This is a genomic window from Rhizobacter sp. P2_H2 (assembly GCF_056403375.1).
In genome coordinates this window covers 1-1569 of sequence record NZ_JBFUFP010001188.1, presented here as the reverse complement: position 1 = coordinate 1569, position 1569 = coordinate 1, and the positions used below count along the sequence as shown (strand labels likewise).

The 1569-nt window shown below is 71.2% G+C and carries 1 protein-coding gene; it reads left to right on the top strand.

Features of this window, described 5'->3' with window-relative positions; genetic code table 11:
- The coding region (locus AC1D15_RS31450; protein ID WP_477829127.1) for a tetratricopeptide repeat protein at nucleotides 1-1569 on the top strand (1569 nt) is incomplete at both ends.

Below are 1569 nucleotides of genomic sequence, written 5' to 3'. Positions count from 1 at the left end.
GCATTCTTTCCGCCCAGCTGCGCGATTTCGGCGTCGGCACGGTCGCGCAATGCGGCCGCATCGAAGACGCCCGCAAGCAGCTGGAGGTGCGCCCGTTCGACGTGGTGCTGTGCGAGCACAGCTTCAGCGCCACCGGCTACTCCGGGCAGAACCTGCTCGACGACCTGCGGCGCAACCAGCTGCTGCCGCTGTCCACCGTCTTCATCATCGTCACCAGCGAAGCCTCGTACACGCTGGTGGCCGACGCCGCCGAGTCGGCGCTCGACAGCTACCTGCTGAAACCCCACACCGCGACCGCGCTCGGCGAGCGGCTGATGCAGGCGCGCCGGCGCAAGAAATCGCTGGGCGAGATCTTCCTCGCGATCGAGGAAGGCGATTTCGAGCGCGGCGCCGCGCTGTGCGCCGCCCGCTTCGAGCAGCGCGGCCCGTACTGGCTGTACGCGGCGCGCATCGGTTCGGAGCTGCTGCTGCGCGTGGGCAAGCACGACGCGGCGCGCCAGATGTTCGAGGCGGTGCAGAAGACCGGCGCGATCCCGTGGGCGCGCCTGGGCATTGCGCGCAGCCAGCTCGACGCCGGCCAGCCGGGCCCGGCGCTGCGCACGCTGGAAAGCCTGATCGGCGACCACCCGAGCTTCGTCGATGCGTACGACGTGATGGGGCGGGTGCAGGTCGAGCAGGGCGACCTGCAGAGCGCGCTCGACACCTACAAGCGCGCCACCGCGCTGACGCCCGGCTCGATCACCCGGCTGCAGAAGCACGGGATGCTCGCCTTCTACATGGGCGACCGCGACGAGGCGGGCCGCATGCTGGAGCGCGCCGCGTCGGTGGGCATCAGCTCGAAGATGTTCGACTACCAGACGCTGGTGCTGCTGGCCTTCACGCGCTTCCACCAGCGCGATTCGAAGGGCCTGCAGCGCTGCCTCGACAACCTCCAGCACGCGCTGGAGAAGGTGCCGCAGAGCCGCCGCCTGCAGCGCTTCACCGCGGTGGTCAACGTGTTCAACCTGATGCTGCAGAAACAGCTCGGCGCGGCGATCGCCGCGGTGCGCGAGATCACGCGCGAGCTGCGCGAACCGGGCTTCGACATGGAAGCGGCGTGCAACGTGCTGAGCATGCTGTCGCAGCTGACCGCCGCCGAGCTGAACCTGGACGGCGCCGACGACTGGGTCGACGCGCTGGCGCTGCGCTTCGCGAGCGCGAAGGGGCTGGCCGAACTGCTGGCGCGCACCGCCTCCAGCCACCCGCCGCACGCGCAGCGCGTGCGCGACGCGCAGCAGCGCATCAACGAGATGGCCGAGCAGGCGGTGTCGCACACGCTGTCGGGCGACCACCGCGGCGCCGTGCAGCTGCTGCTGGCGCATGGCGAGCGCACGCTGAACGGCAAGCTGATCGAGATGGCGCGCATGACCCTGCAACGCCACCACGAGAAGATCGCCGATGGCGGGCCGCTGCAGGAGCGCGTCGAGGCATTGCGCAGCCGCTACGGCGGCAGCGTCGTCGCGGCGCTCGGCCAGGCCGCGGGCCGCCAGGCCGGCGCGCTGACGCTGCGCGAGCGCGGGGCACCCGCCG